The following is a 16,738-nucleotide window of genomic DNA, read 5'->3' as shown; positions in this document are numbered from 1 at the left end:
GTTGTTCAGATGATCGCACTGCGCACCCGTGCCGAAACCCATTCCGACACTATCACAGTTGCCAAAATAACAAGCAGAATCGTCGTAACCTGCGGCCAGGCGAGCGTATTGAGAGAGGCTTGCAGTTTCAGACCCAATCCGCCCGCGCCAACCAAACCAAGGATTGCGCTTTCGCGGATGTTGATATCCCAGCGAAACACGGTGATTCCCCAGAAGGCGGGCATGATCTGCGGCACGATGGCGTAGTTCAGCACCTGCGCCGGGCTGGCCCCGGTGGCAGTGACGGCCTCGATCTGGCGGATGTCGGTTTCCTCGATCGCCTCATACATCAGCTTGCCGATAAACCCGATCGAGCGCAGGCCGATGGCGATGATCCCGGCGAGAAGGCCGGGACCAAGGATTGCGACCAGCAGCAATGCCCAGATCAGCGAGTTGATCGAACGCGAGGCCACGATGATGAACAGCGCCACCGGGCGCAGGATCAGCGCCGAGGGCGTGGTGTTGCGCGCTGCCAAAAAAGCGACGGGCACGGCAAGGATCACACCCAGCATGGTGCCCAGCGTGGCCATGTTGAGCGTATCCCACAGCGGTATCATCAGCTCTGGCAGATAGGACAGCCGCGGCGGGAACATGCGGCTGCCGATGTCGGCGGCCTGACGCGGGGCATCCCAGATGAACATCCAGATCGTGGTCGATGTCATCACCTGCCAGCAATAGACAAACAGCGCCACAAGGCAGAGCCAGCCAAACCAAAGCGCGAGCCGGGCGCGCGGGGTGCGGAACGCCCATGTCTGGGGAAACTCGGTCATTGCAGGAACTTCCGCAGATAGGAGGAGGAGTATTCTGCCACCATCACGATGGCGATGATGACCAGCAGGATCGCGCCCGCACTGTCATATTCATAGCGGTCGATGGCGGTGTTCAGTGTGGCCCCGATGCCACCCGCCCCCACGATCCCGATCACCGCACTTTCGCGAAAGTTGATGTCGAGCCGGTACAGCGACAGCCCGATCAGCCGCGGCATCACCTGCGGCTGGATCGCGTAATGCACCAGCTGCAGCCAGCTTGCCCCCGTCGCCCGGATCGCCTCGGCCTGCGCCTCGTCGATATCCTCAATGTCTTCGGCCAGCAGTTTGGAGATAAAACCGATGGTCGCAAAGCTGAGCGTGAGGAACCCGGCAAAGGGACCAAAGCCGAACATGGCCACCAGAAAGATTGCAATGATGATTTCCTGCAACGACCGGCTGACGGCGATGATGCTGCGGCAGATGTAATAGACCCATGGCGGGGCCAGATTGCGTGCAGCACCAATGCCGATGGGGATCGAAATGGCGACGCCGACAACGGTAGAGGTCAACGTCATGGTCAGGCTTTCGATCAGCCCGTTGGAGATGTCTTTCCAGCGCGAGGTGAAGTCGGGTTGCAGAAAGCCGTAGACAAAGCGCAGGCCACGTTCGCCGCCTTCCATCATCCGGGCCCAGTTCACCTCGACGCTGCCCATGCCGATCAGCAGATAGGCGATGATGGCCACGGTCAGCACGATGCGCCAACGGCGGTCGGTCACAATCTGCGGCGGACGCCGCCATGTGGTGGGATACCCGGTCATGCGCTGATCATCGCCAGACGGGCCACAGCCTCGGCCTCGGCCACCCGGTCGGCCTCGCCATCCTTGCGCATGGCGGTCCAGTCTTCGGCACCGTAAATTGTGGTCAGTACGCTTTCGGTCAGCTGCTCGGGCGGGCCATCAAAGACGACGCGACCTGCACGCAAGCCGATGATGCGCTGCATGAATTGCTGCGCCAGTGGCACGTCATGGATGTTCACAATTGCGGGCAGGCCGCGTTCGGCGCAGATCTCGATCAACAGGCGCATGATCTGGCGGCTGGTTTTGGGATCAAGGCTGGCGGTGGGTTCATCGACCAACAGCAGCTCGGGTTCCTGGCTGAGCGCCCGCGCAATGCCCACCCGCTGACGCTGACCGCCCGACAGCGCATCGGCGCGCTTGTCGGCATGTTCCATCAGGCCCACCCGGTCCAACAGGCGGTAGGCGCGTTCGATGTCGGCGGACGGAAAGCGCCGCGTAAAACTTTGCCAGAACGAGACATAGCCCAGACGGCCGGACAGCACGTTTTCCATCACCGTCAGCCGTTCCACCAACGCATATTCCTGAAAGATCATGCCGATCCGCCGCCGCTCGCGCCGCAACGCGCGCGGGCCTAGGCCGGTGAGTTCTGCCCCCGACAGCGCGATCTTGCCGCTGGTCGGCTCCACCAACCGGTTGATGCAGCGGATCAGGGTGGATTTGCCCGCCCCCGATGGCCCGATCAACCCGACAACCTGCCCTTTGGGAACGGTCAGGCTGACCTCGGCCAGCGCCTTGTCTCCGGTCTTATAGGTTTTGGTCAGGTCGGTCACGGTCAGCATCGGTTATCCTTGGCACAAAAGCGGAATGCGGACGGAGTGCTCCGCCCGCATCCGGGTATCTCAGTCGGTCACTGGCAGGTGTAGGAAACGCCCATCGCAGCGTCGATGTCGCGCACCACGGTCCAGTTGTCCTTGAAGGTGATCGGGATGAACTGCGACTCACCCGACTTGCTGAACTCGGCCTCAAGGCTGGATCCGGCCCAGTCAAAGCTGAAAAAGCCGTCGCGGATCTTATCCTGCAGCTCTGGCGTCAGGTTATGAGCAACGCCGTAGCCGGTGGTGGGGAAGGTGTCGGATTTGTAGATGCTGACGACCTGTTCGGGCTTGATCACATCACGCTCGATCATCCGGGACATGACCGAGTTCGCGATCGCGGCTGCGTCATAATCCTTGTTGGCCACGCCAAGGATGGAGTTGTCATGCGCGCCCGAAAACGCCGGGGTGAAATCGGTGCCGGCAACCATGTTATAGGTCGATGCCAGCAGGGCCGAAGGCGCCTTGAAGCCGGAGTTCGAGGTTTCGGCGGTAAAGGCCATGGTGCGGCCCTTGATGTCTTCGACCTTTTCAATCCCCGAACCGGGGTAGGTGATGAACTCCATCTCATAGCCAAAGCTGCCATCGGCAGCGGCCATCATCGCAAACGGGCGGAACCCGGCGCAGGCCACGGCCAGCGGGTTTGATCCGGTATTGAAGCCCGAGATGTGCAGACGGCCTGCACGCATCGCCTCGATCTGGGCGGCGTTGCTGTTGATCGGGAAGAACTGCACCTTTTTGCCGGTCACGGATTCCATATGGGTGATGAAATCAGCCCAAGCTTCGGCATAAACGGCCGGATCTTCGACCGGGGTATAGGCAAAGATCAGCGTGTCGGGATCGACCAGCTGCGCCGGATCAGTCGGGATGTCGGCGATCATGTCGCCGTCGGCGTCGATGTAGCGGGCATCAAGGGCAAATTCAGCTGCGGCAGGCAAAGCGACGGCACAGGTCAATGCGGTCGCGGTCAACAGGGTGCGGATGGTCATGGCGATCTCCTTTTCGGTCAGGAGGTCGGCTAGCAACTCCATGTTACACACGGGTATCACTTGCGTAATCTTTTCGTGACAATCCGAGGGCGGCGGCCTGATCCGTCCCGGCACGATGTCTGTTTCAGACAAGACAGGCGGGCAGAAGATCTGCCCGCCTGTCTTTTCGATCAATGGTGCCTGATCAGACCTGCGGCGATACTGCCAGATCCGCCTTGCACCGCTGATAGTAGATCACCCCACCCAGCAGCGCACCGATGACCCAGGCATAGCCCTGAAGCTGTTCCAGAGCCGGAACCCAGACCGTTGCCACCGAAAAGAGCGCGGCGATACCGAAAGCAAAGACCGCGTTCTGGTTCCAGCCATTGCCGTAATGGTAGATCCCACCCTCCAGATCATAAAGATCGGCACGGCTGAGTTCCTGTTTGCGGATCAGGTAATAGTCCACCACCAGAATGCCATAAAGCGGCGCAAGCGTAGCCCCCAGCGTGTTCACAAAGCCGCTGATCCCGATGGAACTGATCACCGCTGTCCAAAGCCCGCCGATGATCAGGGCAAAGACCGAGGTGACGATGCCCGCCTTGCGAAAGCTGATCTTGCCGGGCGCGAGGTTGGCGATGCCGTTCACAGCCGGAATGAAGTTGGCCACAAGGTTGATGCCAACCGTCGCCGCAAAGAAGGTGATGGCGGCAATGACACCCAGAAGCACGCTGTCGGTCCGCTCAACGATTTCGGTCGGGTTGATGATCTGCTCTCCGTAAACCGCCGCAGCTCCCGCGGTGGTCAGCAACGCCAGCGCAGAGAACAGGATCATGTTGAGTGGAAGGCCTGCAAGGTTGCCCTTGATCATCGCCTCCTTGTTCTTCGCATAGCGCGAAAAATCACTGAAGTTGATCATAACGGCGGCAAAATACGCGATCATGGTGCCGACGATGGCAATGAAACCGGCGATTTCGGTGCTCCATGTGCCTTCGGGATTGGCGAAAATCGTGGCGGCATGGTGCAAAAGCTGGCCATCGGATTTGAACCACAAGACAATGACCAGCCCGATCATCACCGCGTAAACAAACGGCCCCGCGATGTTCAGAAAGGTTGCGACCCAGCTCATGCCACGCCAGAAGATCACAATATGAAAGGCCCAGACGATCAGGAACGAGACCCAGTCCACGCCCGTCATGCCAAGGAACAGGCCGCCGTCGGAAGTGCCGGTTACCAGCCGGATCAGCAAGGCAAGCGCGGTCGAGGCGAAATAGACCTGCACGCCATACCAGAACACCGCGACTGTTGCGCGTAAAATGGCAGGCAGTTTGGCCCCCGCAGTGCCCATGCTGGCGCGGGCGAAGACCGGGTAAGGAATGCCGTACTTCTCGCCCGCCGCCCCCGACAGGTTGACCAGAAACATGACGAAAAGCCCGGCGGCGATCAGGGCGGCAAAGGCGGTCCAGCCGCTGACGCCGTAACCGATGAACAGTGACGCGACGAGGGTGTAGCCAAAGAGCGACTGCACATCATTTGCCCAGACGTTGAAGATGGCGAACCATCCCCAGGTTTTCTCGTGCGGTTCAACCGGTCGCAAAGCGTCCGCGTCGCCGACAAGTTCGGTAGAGGTTCCTTTGATTGCCATTGTAGTGTGACTCCCGGTTGAAGGTGTTTTTGTCTTTTTGATGCAGCGCTGCCTGCGGCTCACACAGGTCAAATCTGCGTGAGAATGGTGTGTCCACTGGCATGGCGGTAAACATTTATGCTAAAATGTTAGCAGACATTCGTATGGCTGACTTATAGGTTTTTAGCGAAAGACTTTATTGAGATACCCATCAATTCGCGACAACACATTGAGACTGAAGATTAAATTTTAATCTGTTGGCAAATTTTGAAATGGAATGGATCAAGAGGCCCTTTCGCCTTATTGGCGACCGGTCCTTGCTTGGGCCTTGCCATATCCCCCCAGGGGGGATATCCATGGCGGATGTCAGAACCGCATATCCATGCAAGCCATCCTGCCATTGCCACCCGGCTGAAACGCGCCGAAGGGCATTTGCGGCGGGTTATCGGAATGATCGGCGAGGGGCGGCCCTGCGTCGATCTGGCCACGCAGCTGCACGCTGTCGAACGCGCGGTGGCCGAGGCAAAGCGGGCGCTGATCCACGATCACATCGACCATTGTGTGACAAGCGGCGGCGCACATGATCTGGCCGAGATCAAATCCCTGACAAAGTTGTTGTGATGCTGCACACCCTGCGCAATCCGACATTCCGTCACCTCTTTGCCGCGCAGATGGTGGCACTTTTGGGCACAGGCCTTGCTACGGTCGCGCTTGGCCTGCTGGCCTGGCACCTTGCGGGCGACAATGCGGGGGCGGTGCTGGGCGCCGCACTGGCGATCAAGATGATCGCCTATGTCACGCTGGCCCCTGTTGCCGCCGCCATCGCCGAGCGTCTGCCACGCCGGGCTTTTCTTGTGACACTGGACCTGATCCGCGCAGGGGTGATTGCCTGCCTGCCATTTGTCGATCAGGTCTGGCAGATTTATGTGCTGATCTTCTTTCTGCAGGCTGCCTCGGCAGGCTTTACCCCCGCGTTTCAAGCGGTGATCCCCGATGTACTGAAGGACGAGGGTGACTATACCAACGCGCTGTCACTGTTGCGTCTGGCCGAAGACCTGGAGCAGCTGGCCTCGCCCATGATCGCGGCGCTGCTGCTGACTGTTGTGAGCTTTCCGGTGCTGTTTGCGGGCACCGTTGTGGGGTTCGCTGTTTCTGCTCTGCTGGTCGTGACGACCCGCTTGCCGGATCAGACGCGGGGTGCGCCCGGTCATTTCTGGACCGATGTGACGAAAGGCATCCGCATTTACACCCGGACGCCCCGCTTGCGCGGGCTGATGGTGATGGAGGCCGCCGTGGCCGCAGCGGGGGCGATGGTCTATGTCAACACGGTTGTGCTGGTGCAGGCGCGGTTGGGACTGGGCGGCGAAGCGGTCGCACTGGCCTTTGCAGGATTTGGGGCCGGATCAATGCTGGCCGCCATTCTTTTGCCGCGCCTCCTTGCCCGGTCAGAGGACCGCCCGGTGATGATCGGCGGGGCTGTCCTGATGGTCGCGGGTGTGGCACTGGTGCCGCTGGTGGGCGGCCTTGCAGCACTGATCGCCCTTTGGGCGGTGATCGGCTTTGGCTTTTCGCTGACCCAGACCCCGATAGGCCGCATCATCAACCGCTCTGCGCGCGAGGCGGATCGGGGGGCAGTTTTTGCCGCGCAGTTCGCGCTGTCCCACGCCTGCTGGCTGGTCACCTATCCGCTGGCGGGCTGGATCGGGGCGGGCGCGGGATTATCCGCTGCGGCGATTGTCCTCGCCGGGGTAGGTACGATTGGTCTTCTGGCCGTGCTGTGGATCTGGCCGTCACAGGATGCCAGCGCGCTGACCCATGACCACCCCGATCTTCCGCCCGATCACCCTCATCTGGCCCAACACGCTGCCGTGCACGCCCATGCCTATGTGATCGACGATCTGCACCGACGCTGGCCGCGTGCGGCCTGAGCATGACCGGGCTTGTCGGCTTGTTTCTGGCTGCCTTTGCCGCCGCCACGCTGATCCCGGCGCAATCCGAGGCGGTGCTGGTCGCGTTGATCCTGTCTGCTAGTCACCCGATCTGGTTGCTTGTGAGTGTGGCAACGGCAGGTAATGTGCTCGGATCGGTTGTGAACTGGGTGATGGGGCGGTTTCTGATCCGCTATTCCAACCGCCGCTGGTTTCCGTTTTCGCAAACGCAAATGGACAACGCCACCCGCTGGTATGCGCGCTGGGGGCGCTGGAGTCTGCTGGCAGCCTGGGTTCCGGTGATCGGCGATCCGCTCACCTTTGTGGCCGGCGTTCTGCGCGAACCCCTCTGGCGGTTCGTGTTGATTGTCACCCTCGCCAAAGGCGGGCGCTATCTGGTGCTGGCCTGGGCCACGCAAAGTCTGGCACGCTAAGGGTCTCAGGCAGAGTGCGGGCACTGACAATCCGGCGTGACCGATCCTGCCCTGATGTCCGCCTCAAACCCATAGGGCTCCGACCGGCCTCTTGCACAACACGGCAGGTAAGACGCCCTGCCAGAGCTGCCGCCTTGCTGCGCGATGGGGACACAAACGCATTGCCATCCAATCCCACGGCTACGCCTGACGGTGCAGATCGCGAGCCCAACCGGTGCGTCTCCAAATCAAACGGCATGTGCCCCCACAGACAGACTCAGCGGGCACTCCAGCCCGCCGTCTTCGAAACATGCCAGACGTCATTCAGCGCGGCCAGCCCGATTGTCTCCGAACCTGTATCTGCACCACCTTGCCGTCATGTTGGTGCACACAGGCGTCATCGCGCTTGCCTTGACAGTTTTGAGCGCTGATCTGGCGTATGTCGCGTTCGTTACCGGAGACCATGTGAAACTTGCCGCTGAACTGACTGTACTCTGTACGTGCCATGGCGCAGGGGTTGATTGCGTCTACCGTTCCGAATACAATCTCAAAGTCTTGTGTTGAAGTGAACTCCGTTGTTCTTGAGGGTGGGGAAATAGCGTGTGTGCACTGTATCGCGGAGATGTGAGACCTAAAATCTGGTGACTGTAGCCGGTGGCACAGCAAGATCTTTGCCTGTCCTGTTTCTGCGGCGCAGAGCTTATCATTTGAGGCACCATTGCTTGAAGAACACACGGAAATCTGCCCACAAGCCCATCAATAAGCGCCAATTAGAAACAACGCCCGAGAGGGCGACATGCCACCTTGTAGAAGGTGGACTGCAGAAATAAGGCTTTGCCACAATGGACGTTTATCTTATTGCTCCGGTCCCTGAATTCGGGCGCGACACCCTTATTTCCGACGCGTCCCTCAATCTGGATGACCGGTTCACGCTCATGGCCGCCGCAGGAATTGTAACGGTTGCAGCGTTCTTTGATGCGGATGTAAATTTAACACTGTGTGATGAATTGATCGAAGACGTGGATTTTGCCAATCCTGCCCAGGTCGTTTGCATCAGCATGAATGTTTCACAGGCAAGGCGCGGCATAGAAATCGCACAGGCGTTCAAAGCACTGGGACGAACAGTCGTGATGGGAGGTGCGCATGTTTCATTGGCGCCAGAGGTTTTTGAAGGCGAAGCCGATTGTCTGGTTATCGGGGAATTCGAAACCACAGCAGAAGAATTCATGCGCGACCTGCGGACTGGAACGCTTAAACCACGATATGTGGGCGGCAAGGCCGATATGGCCCTGTCCCCGTTGCCACGCTGGGATCTTTATCGGAATGAGCGAGTCGTCTCTGGGGTAATTCAAACCAGCCGCGGTTGCCCGTTTGAATGCCATTTTTGTGATGTCATCCAGTATCTGGGGCGTACCCAGCGGCACAAGCCGCCTGAAAGGGTCATTGAAGAATGCCAGTTGCTGTATGATCACGGCTATCGGAATATCAGCCTGTCGGACGACAACTTTACGGTATACCGCAAAAGAACTCGTGAATTGCTGGAAGTATTGGAAACATGGAATGGCCGCAATAATCGCGAACCTGTCCAATTCTCAACTCAGGCATCCATAGATATTGCCCGTGACCAAGGTGTCATGGATCTGTGCAACCAAGCAGGCGTACGCGATATTTTTATTGGCATTGAAACCAATAGCGACGAAGCTCTTCAAGAATCCAAAAAACGCCAGAATCTGAAGCAGGATCTTGTCAAGCAAACCCAGGCTGTTGTGAAATCAGGCATCGTGGTTTCCTCTGGAATGATGATCGGTTTTGACAGTGACACGCTTAACTGCTTTGAGCGCCAGTTTGAATTTGGTATGGCGCTTCCGGTTGTAACGATCAGGGTTACTGTTCTGGTTGCACCTGTCGCCACACCGCTATACGCGACAATGAAGGCAGAGGGGCGCCTTGTTGAGGACAGCAATGAGGTAAGTTTTGCTGGCACGGATTGCTGGACAAATATCATACCAAAGAACATGACCCGCAAACAATTGGCTGAAGGCGCAATCTGGCTTGTGGACGCGCTTTTTGAGCCGGACAATGTGATAAAGCGGTTTGAGCATGTCGCTTCACTTCTGAAACCTGCGCCCGAACACTTGCGCCGTCATTCGAAGGCAAAAATTGCCGGGTCGGGTGTCATGCTCAAGCTCATGCGGTCCGGGGCGAAAGACCCGAGTGCCAGACGCGTGATTGATGCCGTGAACGAATTGACACGCGCGCGCCCTGAAATCGCATGGGATCTTTCGCCGATTCTGGTCAAGTATCTAAATACCTATTTCGCCATCAAACGGTCCTCCATGCTCAGATCTTCACAGATTGAACGCGTGTCCTGACATGGAAAGCGATACTCGGAACAGCCATCTCAAGGGATGGGAGAGCAGGCTTGAAAAGCGCTCCAGTCTGCGGGAGGATGTTCTGGACGTTCTGGAGGCGCGCGCCGGGACGCGCCAGATCTCTGTGCTGGGGCGGGGCGACCGCGCGACCCATTACACGGGCAGCCAGCTGCTCGAAGGCGCAGAGCGTTGCTTGAAAGATTGGGCGTCTTGCCTTGGAGATGGGCCGCATGTGCTGATCGCGGCACTCCCGTTTGGCGAGGCGTTTTTGTTCCCCCTGCTTGCTTCGCTTATCGGTGAAGGCTGTCTGGTGCCGATCGCACCGCCGCGACCGACCGACCCACCGGGCCGGATGCGCCATATTGCGCAAACATGTGGTGCGACTGCAGTTTTATGCACCAGTGCCCATCAGGCAGCCATCATGGCCCAGCTTTGTGATGAAGAGGGCAAACAGTTGTGCCCGGTCTATCTGGTAGACGGCCCCAATGTGACGCTGACCTCGTCCGTATTCACACCTAGGGTGGTTGCTCCGATCATTCAGCACACATCGGGGTCCACCCGTTTTCCAAAGGCCGTTCCGATCACCGCCCAGCAACTCCGGGCGAATTGCGCGCTGGTGCAGCGGCTGTGGGGCGTCAACGCCGAAACGGTCACCGTCAACTGGCTGCCCCATTATCACGACATGGGGCTGATGGGGGGAATCCTCTACACCCTTCTCAGCGGGGGGCAATCCTTGCAGATGAGCCCTTTTGAGATGATCCGCAGCCCGTTGTCGTGGCTGCAGGCAATTTCAACTTACCGCGCAACATTCAGTGGCGGGCCTGCCTTCGCATTTCAGGAATGTTTGACCCGTGTTCCGGAAAGCGCCTGCGATGCCCTGGATCTGTCGAGCTGGCGGCGCGCGTTTTGTGGGGCAGAGCCGATTCCGTCAGATCTATTGGGACGCTTTAGTGAACGGTTCGCAAGGCAAGGGCTTGATCCAAAGGCTGCGTTTGCCTGCTATGGTATGGCGGAATACACGCTGTTCATCGCCGGAGAGCCGGGCATTGCGGCGGCCGAAGCCACGCTTTCCGACACCACCGTTGCGCCATGCCTTTTGTCTGCGGAAACGCGCGCGAATATCCGGATTTCCGATCCACAGACTGGTGATGCGCTGCCCGACGGGGCGACTGGAGAGTTGTGGTTGCACGGGGCGTCCGCAGGTACCGCATACCTTGGGCAACCAGAGGACTCCGCTCAAACCTTTGTCCAGACGGCGGATGGCGGATCATGGCTGCGAACGGGAGACCTGGGGAGAATCGAAAGCCGGTTTCTTGTGATCAGCGGACGCTTAAAAGACACTGTCATCGTCAACGGTCAGAATGTCGCCGCCGCCGAAATAGAGTGGCTTGCCGCAAAAGAAGATGCTGCACTGAATCCGATGGCTGCCGCCGTTTTTGTGCCGCCGGATGCGATAAATGGCCATGCAGCGCTGTTTATCGAGGTGCGGCAAGGCATGACGCCTCAGCGTTCCCCTGATCAGCTTGTCTCGGCCATTCGTCGCGCGGTCGCTGGCACCTACAGCATAGTGCTTGACGATATCCGCATTCTTGCGCGGGGCACCCTGCCCCGGACAAGCAGCGGAAAGATACGCCGTCAGGTGTTGGCCACCTCTTATGCCTCCAACCCCAACGATCTTTTCAGACGGAAAGAACTGCAATGAACGGCAACATCTGGGCAGATCCGCAGTCTTTTTTCAGCACCCCGTCAGAGGCCGCGGCGGTATTGCGAGAGCTGGACCTGCCGAGGATCGACCAATATCTTGCAGCACTGACCCAAAGCAGCAATATAAAGCTGGAGAATCTTAGCCGACTGTCAGCGAATACGCTGGTTGCGATGACCGGCGATGATCACCTGAAGGCACGGCGCGTCATTGCGCCTTTTTTCAGCAAAGAAGGGCTCAAGGAATGGACAGGCACGATCGCCGCCGGGGTTGACCATGCCCTTGAACAGCTTGCCGCTGCACCAAAACCTGATCTGGTCGCCAATTTCACGATTCCGTTGTTCTTGCGGGCCATGCCGCAGATATTTGGCCTGAAGATCGACGAAAGCGAGACGCATTTCCGTGCTATAGAGACGGTTCAGCGACTGACAGAACCCTATCTTTCGGTGCCCACCCTGCGCAAACTTGACCACGCGGTGGGACTGTTGATCAGCGCCTTTCCGCCCCCCACAGAGCATCAGGCCCCCGACCGCCCAGAAACGCTGTTCGAATACCTTTATCGTCGGAAGTCCGATTTGCCTGCCGGGATTGACGCGCGATATCTGGTTCTGGGAATTCTGGTGGGATCGAACTCGGCCACGCAGTCTGTTGCTTTTGCGCTTTATGGTTTGCTCACAGGGCCGCACTACGCCTGGCACGATGCGGCGCGCCCTGGTTGGGCCGAACGTGAGTTGCCGCGCCTGCTCAGCCTTTATCAATCGACACGCACCCTTGTGCGCGTGGCGACCGAAGCGACCGAAGTCGCCGGCTGCACGTTTCAACAGGGACAGGCGGCGGTCGTTGACGTCGTCAAAACCAATAACTGCCTGCGCAGTGATACCAAATCAGGCGTCCGGCATATGAGCTTTGGCAGCGGAGCACATAAATGCCCCGGCTCGTTTCTAAGTGAAATGGTCTTTGCCCAAGCGATTCCGGCGCTGGCACGACGTTACCCGAACATTGTGTTGAGCAAAGAACGATGCAGCTTTGTCCAGACACACATGATGCAGGCCCCGACGGCGTTGCCTTGCGAAACGATCCAAGGATCGTACCGGGCAAACGCACGCCTGTGCGACATCCGCAATCAATTACTTGCCCATGAGATCGTGCGTGACAATGACAGATTCTCACCGCCGTCGATGACCAAATACCTCTCAGCTTTGTCCCAAAAAAGTGGGCACGACCTGACAGTAGCCGTGAGCATCGCGCAGAATGCCTTGTTTTTCATGGATGGTCCGCGTCATGACGCCTTGCGCTCAGCGATTGGTGGCCACCTAGGTGGCGCACGGTTGCAAGACTGGGCAGATCTGACAGACCGTGCCATCGAGGGCGCGCTGGACGACCTGAAGCGTATGCCCAAGCCCGACTTGGTAACCGGCTTTACCGATGTGTTGCGTCGCACCGTGATTGCGCCGCTCCTTGGGGTTGTCCCGCGAGATCAGGAGCAGTTTGAGATTTTGGCGCCACAGCTTCAGGCCGTTCTGGAGCCGTGGCTGTCAATGCGAGACCTTTTGGCCGTTCAGGAGACATTTGCCGATGCCATAGCACTCCTGACAGTGCCGGAAACCGCAGAGGGCTCGCTTCTGAGCAATCTCTTGGCACAACCGCCCGAAGGATTTTCGTCCGATGATCTTAAAGCGGTTATCCTGGTGCTGTACGGGGCCAGCTTTAATCTGTCACACACCCTTGCAAATATACTGCATCTGATTCTGTCGGGTCCGGTCGAAGAGCGTGCCGGAATCGAAACACCCGGCTGGATTGCCACCCGGCTTGAGGAATTGATCGTCCTGTGCGCAAGCCCAAAGTATATCTACCGCATGGCCCGTGATGATCTGGAACTGGCCGGAATGGCGATGAAGGCTGGCGATACGGCGCGCCTGACCCTTCAGGCAATCCACCATGATCGCAGCCCCGGTGCCTTGCACCTGTCATTTGGACAGGGCATCCATCGTTGTGTAGGGGCAGCATTGTCCCGGTTTGTAATCCGCCGCGCGGTTCCGGCGTTTTTTGCACGCTTTCCCGACGTATCCCTTGAAAACCAAGGCCAGCGCTACTTTCCGATGTCACAAACCGTTGCACTCTCGGCCCTGCCCTGCGCGCTCGCCTCATGAAAGAAAGAAGAATGTCACAGTCGATTGAAGAACAGGTTCTTGCGTTCGCGATTGAACAAATCAAGATCCGGACAAAGGCGGCCGATATGGAGATCACGGCAGAATCCGTGCTGACGGATCTTGGCCTGCAATCCATCGAGGCTGTTTTGCTGAGCGGTGAAATTGAGGATAAATTTCAAGTGGAAATTGATCCTGCAGACATTTTTGCACATGACACGCTGGGTTCGTTCGTGCGGGAGATTTCAGAGCGTCTGAAAGCCTGATGGGACAGTACCACCTTGGCCTTTCAACTTCGGGCCATGACCCGGCTCTCGCCATAGTAGATGAAACGGGCCGCGTTGTTTTTGCCGAGTCGACAGAGCGGTTTGTTCAGGACAAGCGCGCCTGGGGTATTGCGCCTGATCATGTAACGCATCTGGAGTCGGCCCTGGCGGCCATCGGCTTTGATCCTGAAAAGGACAGTTTACAGGTTGCAACGAGCTGGAAGCACGTCAAGGCCGATGTACCCTTGCAGCTATCCAACGTGCTGCTCCCGAGCTCTGACGGACTGTGGCTGCGGGAACTGCAATCAGCGGCCCAGTCCGGGGCTGGTGCAACGCTTTTGCGGCTGGGCCTTGCCTCCGTGATGCCTGACATACGCCGCTTTGATCATCATTTGTGTCACGCCGTATCGGCCACTGTGTTCGCACCCGCCAGCGATGCCGCTTGTCTGGTGATAGACGGCGAAGGTGAGGTAGGGGCGGTATCGCTGTTTGATCTGCGCGACCGAAGGATCAAGCGCCGGTGGCGGTCTTGGGGGCCAGGCAGTCTTGGAACGTTTTATGCCTGGTTGACCACCTTGTGCGGATTTGACTGGCGTTTGGGAGAAGAATGGAAGGTCATGGGCCTCGCAGCTTTTGGTCACCCCAAGGCTGAGCTGCAGCAGACCCTGGCCTCCGTCCTGCGTGTCGAAAACGGACGTTTGCGATTTGCCGACGAAAGTGTGCTTACGACAGCGCATGAAACGCTGCGCCGGTTTGCCCGTGCCGAGGGTGCGCCCGTCTTGCAGGCAGCTGATCTGGCCGCCAGTGGCCAGGCTGTGTTCGCAGATCTGACCGACCAAATCCTGACATCCTGCTTTGAGGGGGCGGGCGGAACCCTGATCCTCAGCGGCGGGTGCGCGTTGAACTCATCTTATAACGGAACCATTGTCGGGCGCACCGGCTTTGATCGTGTCTTTGTTCCACCCGCACCTGCAGACGATGGCAACGCTATTGGTGCGGCCGTCCTAAGCTGGATGCAATCCACAGGCGAACTGCGTATCCCGGTATCGGATGGTTCAGCCTATCTGGGCAGTTCCCCGGCACCAAAAGCAGTGGCGCGCTTGTCTCATCTGCGCGGATTGGGCCGTGTCCGCGATATTTCGGGTGACAGCGCGGGGCAGATCGCCAGGCAATTGGCGGCGGGCAAGATCATAGGCGTAATGCGTGGGCGGGCCGAGTTTGGTCCGCGCGCTTTGGGCAACCGATCCATCCTTGCTGACCCGCGAGGCCAGGATATGAAAGACCGGATCAATCGCGATGTCAAAGGACGCGAGCCCTATCGGCCTTTTGCACCAGTGATCGCCGACGACAAGGTCTCGGAATGGTTCGAACGTCCGCAACCTTCTCCCTATATGTCGGTGACGTTGCCGTGGCGCGTGGCGGCCAGGGCGCGCGTTCCTGCCGTCGTTCATGAGGATGGAACCGGACGTTTGCAAACCGTGTCTCAAACAAGCGCGCCATGGCTGCATGACCTGACAAAAGCCTTTGGCAGCATGACGGGCGTGCCCATTATCCTGAACACCAGTTTCAATGTGATGGGAAAGCCAATCGTTCACTCGGTAGAAGATGCCCTTGCCGTTTTTGCGACTTCCGGGCTCGATTCCGTCTTGATAGATGATCATCTGATCGAGAAACGCGATGCCTGACGCCCAAAGTTGTGAACACTGGCTGAAAGTCATTGCCAATTTCGTGGCACCATGGCCGGGACGAAAGATCGGAGCCTTCAATCACATCTCCATCATGAATGAAGGCGGCAGCAAGCCGCCCCTCTTGTGGGTCTTTAACAGTGCCAATGAGTTTCCGGCATTGGCCGAGGCCCTGGGCCCTGATCAGCCCCTGGTCGGCATGCGGTCCCTGAATGGTGTTGTTCGTCGAGACACACTTACAACCCGACACAGCCGTCTCCTTGCAACGTCTTATTCCATCGCAATCGCGTCCTATCTCGGCAACAGGCCATGCAGCTTGGGCGGGAATTGCCAAGGTGCGCCAATCGCCGCTGAAATGGCGCGCAACCTGATCCTTGACGCCATGGATGTTCGTGGATTCATTGCGATGGAATGGATGGAACTTCCGCCGTTGCCTTTACGGGCGACCTTGCTGTTTGGTGCCGAAAGCAAGGATTACAATCCCTTTCTGAGAAACTTTGATCCATGGCCAGCCTGGAACCGGCTTTTCACTCACGCCGACTGTCGGATATTGCCCGGCACGCACGGCACCTATTTCCTTCCCAAAACCATTGTTGCGCTGGCAAACGAGATCCGAAACGCGGTTTCCATGCCAGAGGATTTGCCTGTCTCTCATCGACCAGTCTTTTTGCCCAAAAACATACCGGATAGTGTTTCTGCTGGACGACAGTTCACTGTTTCCATCGAAACCGGCAAACTGCAAGCTGGCGATGACATTCTGGCAATATGGGAATGTGAGTCAACTGTGCTGCCACATCTGGAGGTGGTCCCCATTAGTGAAGCATCGGCGGGCGGCCAGATCCTCGACCTCAGCGCGCCTGCCATCGCGGGCAGTTGGACACTTCAGCTGTTCCAGACCAACCCCCAGCAAGGGCCATTGACATGGCGCACTGATACGCTGCGCGACTACGGGATTTCTGTTGTGGAACAGCCCGACGCACTAATTCAACGGCAATTGCAAAAAAGCTGACGTTGCCGCCAGCTGCGCTATCCGGAGTGAACGAGGTCTGGGCTGGCTGGGCAATGGTGTATTGGCTGAGCCGCGTTTGCACCACACCTGCCTTGAGCTGCAAGCGATGGCGTCGGCACCACCAGCCGACTTTCCGCCACTTGCGCAGGCGATGCATTGATCGATTT

At 58.4% G+C, this 16,738-nt stretch carries 14 protein-coding genes; 9 read left to right on the top strand and 5 right to left on the bottom strand.

What is annotated here, in order from left to right; genetic code table 11:
- Positions 1-5: 5 nt before the first annotated feature.
- The 5 genes from phnE (D1012_RS18280) to D1012_RS18260 form a co-directional block, all read right to left on the bottom strand.
- Positions 6-809, bottom strand: coding sequence for a phosphonate ABC transporter, permease protein PhnE (phnE, locus tag D1012_RS18280; RefSeq protein ID WP_118155575.1), 804 nt, complete (start codon positions 807-809; stop codon positions 6-8).
- On the bottom strand, positions 806-1,606 hold the full coding sequence (gene phnE / locus D1012_RS18275) for a phosphonate ABC transporter, permease protein PhnE (protein WP_118155574.1): 801 nt from the start codon (positions 1,604-1,606) through the stop codon (positions 806-808). The genes phnE (D1012_RS18280) and phnE (D1012_RS18275) overlap by 4 nt, the downstream gene beginning before the upstream one ends.
- Complete coding sequence (gene phnC / locus D1012_RS18270) at positions 1,603-2,424, bottom strand: phosphonate ABC transporter ATP-binding protein (RefSeq protein WP_118155573.1); 822 nt, start codon at positions 2,422-2,424, stop codon at positions 1,603-1,605. The genes phnE (D1012_RS18275) and phnC overlap by 4 nt, the downstream gene beginning before the upstream one ends.
- Before the next feature lie 68 nt (positions 2,425-2,492).
- On the bottom strand, positions 2,493-3,446 hold the full coding sequence (gene phnD, locus D1012_RS18265; RefSeq protein ID WP_118155634.1) for a phosphate/phosphite/phosphonate ABC transporter substrate-binding protein: 954 nt from the start codon (positions 3,444-3,446) through the stop codon (positions 2,493-2,495).
- 184 nt (positions 3,447-3,630) lie between these two features.
- On the bottom strand, positions 3,631-5,070 hold the full coding sequence (locus tag D1012_RS18260) for an NCS1 family nucleobase:cation symporter-1 (RefSeq protein ID WP_118155572.1): 1,440 nt from the start codon (positions 5,068-5,070) through the stop codon (positions 3,631-3,633).
- Positions 5,071-5,412: 342 nt separating this feature from the next.
- Here D1012_RS18260 and D1012_RS18255 point away from each other — a divergent pair, with 342 nt between their 5' ends.
- The 9 genes from D1012_RS18255 to D1012_RS18210 all read left to right on the top strand — a co-directional run bounded on the left by D1012_RS18255 (position 5,413) and on the right by D1012_RS18210 (position 16,571).
- Positions 5,413-5,670 (top strand): metal-sensing transcriptional repressor, encoded by a 258-nt coding sequence (locus D1012_RS18255; RefSeq protein WP_118155571.1) that lies wholly within the window; start codon positions 5,413-5,415, stop codon positions 5,668-5,670.
- Positions 5,670-6,977 (top strand): MFS transporter, encoded by a 1,308-nt coding sequence (locus tag D1012_RS18250; RefSeq protein WP_118155570.1) that lies wholly within the window; start codon positions 5,670-5,672, stop codon positions 6,975-6,977. Before D1012_RS18255 ends, D1012_RS18250 begins: the two co-directional genes overlap by 1 nt.
- A 2-nt stretch (positions 6,978-6,979) precedes the next feature.
- The gene (locus tag D1012_RS18245; RefSeq protein ID WP_118155569.1) at positions 6,980-7,411 is read left to right on the top strand and encodes a YqaA family protein; all 432 of its coding nucleotides are present in this window, start codon (positions 6,980-6,982) and stop codon (positions 7,409-7,411) included.
- Between the two features lie 821 nt (positions 7,412-8,232).
- A complete protein-coding gene (locus D1012_RS18235; protein ID WP_118155567.1) occupies positions 8,233-9,762 on the top strand; it encodes a B12-binding domain-containing radical SAM protein in 1,530 nt (509 codons plus the stop codon).
- 1 nt (position 9,763) lies between these two features.
- On the top strand, positions 9,764-11,464 hold the full coding sequence (locus D1012_RS18230) for an AMP-binding protein (RefSeq protein ID WP_118155566.1): 1,701 nt from the start codon (positions 9,764-9,766) through the stop codon (positions 11,462-11,464).
- Positions 11,461-13,614, top strand: coding sequence for a cytochrome P450 (locus tag D1012_RS18225; protein ID WP_118155565.1), 2,154 nt, complete (start codon positions 11,461-11,463; stop codon positions 13,612-13,614). Before D1012_RS18230 ends, D1012_RS18225 begins: the two co-directional genes overlap by 4 nt.
- An 11-nt stretch (positions 13,615-13,625) precedes the next feature.
- Positions 13,626-13,877: an acyl carrier protein gene (locus D1012_RS18220; RefSeq protein WP_158569394.1), complete on the top strand. Its 252-nt coding sequence runs from the start codon at positions 13,626-13,628 to the stop codon at positions 13,875-13,877.
- Positions 13,877-15,562: a carbamoyltransferase family protein gene (locus D1012_RS18215; RefSeq protein ID WP_118155563.1), complete on the top strand. Its 1,686-nt coding sequence runs from the start codon at positions 13,877-13,879 to the stop codon at positions 15,560-15,562. The genes D1012_RS18220 and D1012_RS18215 overlap by 1 nt, the downstream gene beginning before the upstream one ends.
- A complete protein-coding gene (locus tag D1012_RS18210; RefSeq protein WP_118155562.1) occupies positions 15,555-16,571 on the top strand; it encodes an alpha/beta fold hydrolase in 1,017 nt (338 codons plus the stop codon). The genes D1012_RS18215 and D1012_RS18210 overlap by 8 nt, the downstream gene beginning before the upstream one ends.
- Positions 16,572-16,738 lie beyond the last annotated feature (167 nt).

Source organism: Pseudotabrizicola alkalilacus (assembly GCF_003443995.1).
Classification (GTDB): domain Bacteria; phylum Pseudomonadota; class Alphaproteobacteria; order Rhodobacterales; family Rhodobacteraceae; genus Pseudotabrizicola; species Pseudotabrizicola alkalilacus.
This window is presented reverse-complemented; position numbering and strand designations above follow the sequence as displayed.

What these genes read in the sequence shown, in the direction of transcription:
- D1012_RS18245 (WP_118155569.1), top strand. Translation starts at nt 6,980, where the DNA reads ATGACCGGGCTTGTCGGCTTGTTTCTGGCTGCCTTTGCCGCCGCCACG.
- D1012_RS18255 (WP_118155571.1), top strand. Translation starts at nt 5,413, where the DNA reads ATGTCAGAACCGCATATCCATGCAAGCCATCCTGCCATTGCCACCCGG.
- D1012_RS18215 (WP_118155563.1), top strand. Translation starts at nt 13,877, where the DNA reads ATGGGACAGTACCACCTTGGCCTTTCAACTTCGGGCCATGACCCGGCT.
- phnD (WP_118155634.1), bottom strand. Translation starts at nt 3,446, where the DNA reads ATGACCATCCGCACCCTGTTGACCGCGACCGCATTGACCTGTGCCGTC.
- D1012_RS18250 (WP_118155570.1), top strand. Translation starts at nt 5,670, where the DNA reads ATGCTGCACACCCTGCGCAATCCGACATTCCGTCACCTCTTTGCCGCG.
- D1012_RS18210 (WP_118155562.1), top strand. Translation starts at nt 15,555, where the DNA reads ATGCCTGACGCCCAAAGTTGTGAACACTGGCTGAAAGTCATTGCCAAT.
- D1012_RS18230 (WP_118155566.1), top strand. Translation starts at nt 9,764, where the DNA reads ATGGAAAGCGATACTCGGAACAGCCATCTCAAGGGATGGGAGAGCAGG.
- D1012_RS18220 (WP_158569394.1), top strand. Translation starts at nt 13,626, where the DNA reads ATGTCACAGTCGATTGAAGAACAGGTTCTTGCGTTCGCGATTGAACAA.
- D1012_RS18225 (WP_118155565.1), top strand. Translation starts at nt 11,461, where the DNA reads ATGAACGGCAACATCTGGGCAGATCCGCAGTCTTTTTTCAGCACCCCG.
- phnE (WP_118155575.1), bottom strand. Translation starts at nt 809, where the DNA reads ATGACCGAGTTTCCCCAGACATGGGCGTTCCGCACCCCGCGCGCCCGG.
- phnE (WP_118155574.1), bottom strand. Translation starts at nt 1,606, where the DNA reads ATGACCGGGTATCCCACCACATGGCGGCGTCCGCCGCAGATTGTGACC.
- D1012_RS18235 (WP_118155567.1), top strand. Translation starts at nt 8,233, where the DNA reads ATGGACGTTTATCTTATTGCTCCGGTCCCTGAATTCGGGCGCGACACC.
- phnC (WP_118155573.1), bottom strand. Translation starts at nt 2,424, where the DNA reads ATGCTGACCGTGACCGACCTGACCAAAACCTATAAGACCGGAGACAAG.
- D1012_RS18260 (WP_118155572.1), bottom strand. Translation starts at nt 5,070, where the DNA reads ATGGCAATCAAAGGAACCTCTACCGAACTTGTCGGCGACGCGGACGCT.